The organism is Planktotalea frisia (assembly GCF_001890925.1).
GTDB classification, from domain to species: Bacteria; Pseudomonadota; Alphaproteobacteria; order Rhodobacterales; family Rhodobacteraceae; genus Planktotalea; species Planktotalea frisia.
The window spans coordinates 1-2,434 of sequence record NZ_MLCB01000127.1 but is presented as its reverse complement, the minus strand read 5'-3'; the positions used below and the strand labels follow the sequence as shown (position 1 = coordinate 2,434).

Annotated in this window: 3 protein-coding genes and 1 pseudogene; 3 read left to right on the top strand and 1 reads right to left on the bottom strand. The window is 51.8% G+C overall.

Annotation, left to right across the window (positions count from 1 at the left end; all coding sequences use genetic code 11):
• Positions 1-345: 345 nt before the first annotated feature.
• Genes PFRI_RS09465 through PFRI_RS09455 form a run of 3 tightly spaced genes read left to right on the top strand, consistent with a single transcriptional unit; the run spans position 346 to position 2,188 of the window.
• The gene (locus PFRI_RS09465; protein ID WP_072630462.1) at positions 346-768 is read left to right on the top strand and encodes a VOC family protein; all 423 of its coding nucleotides are present in this window, start codon (positions 346-348) and stop codon (positions 766-768) included.
• Positions 765-1,478 carry a DUF1194 domain-containing protein gene (locus PFRI_RS09460; RefSeq protein WP_072630461.1) on the top strand — a complete coding sequence of 238 codons (714 nt, stop codon included), beginning with the start codon at positions 765-767 and terminating at the stop codon, positions 1,476-1,478. The genes PFRI_RS09465 and PFRI_RS09460 overlap by 4 nt, the downstream gene beginning before the upstream one ends.
• Positions 1,475-2,188 carry a DUF1194 domain-containing protein gene (locus PFRI_RS09455; protein WP_072630460.1) on the top strand — a complete coding sequence of 238 codons (714 nt, stop codon included), beginning with the start codon at positions 1,475-1,477 and terminating at the stop codon, positions 2,186-2,188. Before PFRI_RS09460 ends, PFRI_RS09455 begins: the two co-directional genes overlap by 4 nt.
• A gap of 6 nt (positions 2,189-2,194) precedes the next feature.
• Here PFRI_RS09455 and PFRI_RS09450 read toward each other — a convergent pair.
• Positions 2,195-2,434: pseudogene (locus PFRI_RS09450) on the bottom strand (hypothetical protein); the annotation flags it as partial.

Here is a 2,434-nt window from a genome sequence, read left to right as displayed (position 1 = left end):
TCAGACAATTTCCGCGTCATAACCCATGAAAAAATTCGGGTTTTGGGGTAGCAGCGGTATATCTCACGTTTTTCTCGGTTCGGGCGACAGGACAAAACAGCGTCCTTTGATGTGACAGGCGTCTTCAATCAGATCGAAGTCTACGGATTTTCGCCCTCTGTGACCTTAACCGCGCGCCAAACCAATTCGAATATTGGTCTTTTTGAGACTCGTGATTTTGGACTGCGTGTCGGTATTCAATCCGCATTCTGATCTGAAACGTCACACAATCCTGTTTGCAATTCGCTCGACAGCGGCGATTCTGCCGCTACTCTCTCTGTGAGTTCTGGCAGGAGAGAAACGACGATGAAATACCTACACACAATGGTGCGCGTAAAAGATCTGGAGGCGTCGATGGCCTTTTACCGCTTGCTTGGTTTGGAAGAAACGCGGCGGATGGACAGTGAACAGGGGCGTTTTTCGCTGATTTTCATGGCTCCTCCTGGTCAGCATGAGTGCCCGGTTGAATTGACCTACAATTGGGACGGCGATGATGAATTGCCTGCGGATTCGCGCCATTTCGGGCATCTCGCCTACGCGGTGAAGAATATCTACGAGACATGTCAGCACCTTATGGACAACGGCGTTACGATCAACCGCCCCCCGCGTGATGGACGCATGGCGTTTGTGCGCTCACCTGACAATATTTCGATTGAGCTTTTGCAAGATGGCGACGCGTTAGAGTCGGCGGAGCCTTGGGCGAGCATGGAAAACACAGGGCACTGGTGATCCGGCCTGCGTTAACTTTTAGCGGCGCTATTCTTGGCGCCGCTTTTGCATCCTCGGCTGAGGCCGCGTGCCGCCTTGCTTTGATCTTGGCGATGGATGTTTCCTCGTCGGTATCGGATGAAGAATACCGCTTACAACAAACGGGTTTGGCAGCGGCGTTAATGTCCGAAGATGTGCTCAACGCAATTTTGGACACGCGAGAAGGGTATGTATCGTTAGCAATTTATGAATGGAGCGGGCGCAATCAACAAAGCCTGATCTTGGATTGGCACGAGCTGATCGATCGCTCTGCAGTTGCGGCAGCTGCGGGAACAATATTGCAAAGCAAGCGGAGCTTTTCGAGGTTTCCAACCTCTATGGGGTTTTCGCTAGGCTATGGTGTTGGTCTGTATAAAAACGGACCGCGTTGCGATCATCGGGTGATGGATGTTTCGGGCGATGGCATCAACAACGACGGTTTCGCTCCTCAAATCGCTTATCGGCACTTTCCTTTTGACGATGTGACGGTGAACGGTTTGGTGATTGTCGGCAGCGATCCTGAGGTCGAAGAGTTTTATGAGCGCGAAGTTTTGAAGGGACGGTTCGCGTTTCTTGAGGTTGCTCAAGGATTTGATGATTTTGAACGCGCAATGAGCCGCAAATTGTTTCGAGAAATCAGCAATCTGATGGTTGGCCAAGCACCGCGACAGATGCGCGAACCGAAATCATGAGAATTCTCGTTTTCCTTATCTCAATCACGTTTGCCCTGCCCGCTTTTGGACAGGAACGGTGTCGCCAGGCGCTTGCGTTAGGACTTGATGTGTCGGGCTCTGTGGACAGTCGCGAATACCGGATGCAAATTGACGGGCTGGCCGCCGCGTTGAGTGATCCCGAAGTTATAGACATTCTACTTGCGATGCCCGCAGCCCCTATCAGGTTAGCAGTCTATGAATGGAGCAGCCCGCAAGATCAAATTATGCTTTTGCCTTGGACGGTTTTGAAAGATCAGGTGACGGTCGATAACCTCGTGGCGCGGCTGAAACGCACGGAACGTTCCCCTGCGGAGCAATCGACTGGGCTTGGGCAGGCGATGTTGTTTGGTACCGCGCTTTTGGCGCAGCAGTCTGAATGCTGGACGCGCACACTTGATATTTCAGGGGATGGGAAATCCAACACTGGCCCAAACCCTCAGGATGTTCCCGATGTGCGCTTTGAGGGTATATCAATCAATGCATTGGTGATCGGAGCGGATTCACTGGATCATGGGGACGATCGCCAAGATCAGGTTGGCGAGCTTTCGTCCTACTTTCAGGCCTATGTTCTGCATGGGCCCACAAGTTTTGTCGAAGTCGCGCTTGGTTTTGAGGACTATGAAAGAGCCATGATCCGCAAACTCAAGCGCGAGCTAGAAGGCATGATGCTGACGCAACATTCCGAGTAAGTGGCCTTAGTAAATGTAGCGGATTTGGTCGGTCCAATACCGTTCCATCCGTTTGAGTGAACCTGTGATGTCGATCAAACCCTCAGGTCCAAGCACACCTTTGCTTTGAAGTCCTTCTGCGTGACGTTCAAACAGGTCTGACACGATATCACGGACTTCGCGCCCTTTGGGTGTCAGTTTCACACGCACGGTGAAGTGGTCCGGCAAAACTGGACAGCGTGCTAAGATGTATCCAACCTTGAAGAC

What these genes read in the sequence shown, in the direction of transcription:
- PFRI_RS09465 (WP_072630462.1), top strand. Translation starts at nt 346, where the DNA reads ATGAAATACCTACACACAATGGTGCGCGTAAAAGATCTGGAGGCGTCG.
- PFRI_RS09455 (WP_072630460.1), top strand. Translation starts at nt 1,475, where the DNA reads ATGAGAATTCTCGTTTTCCTTATCTCAATCACGTTTGCCCTGCCCGCT.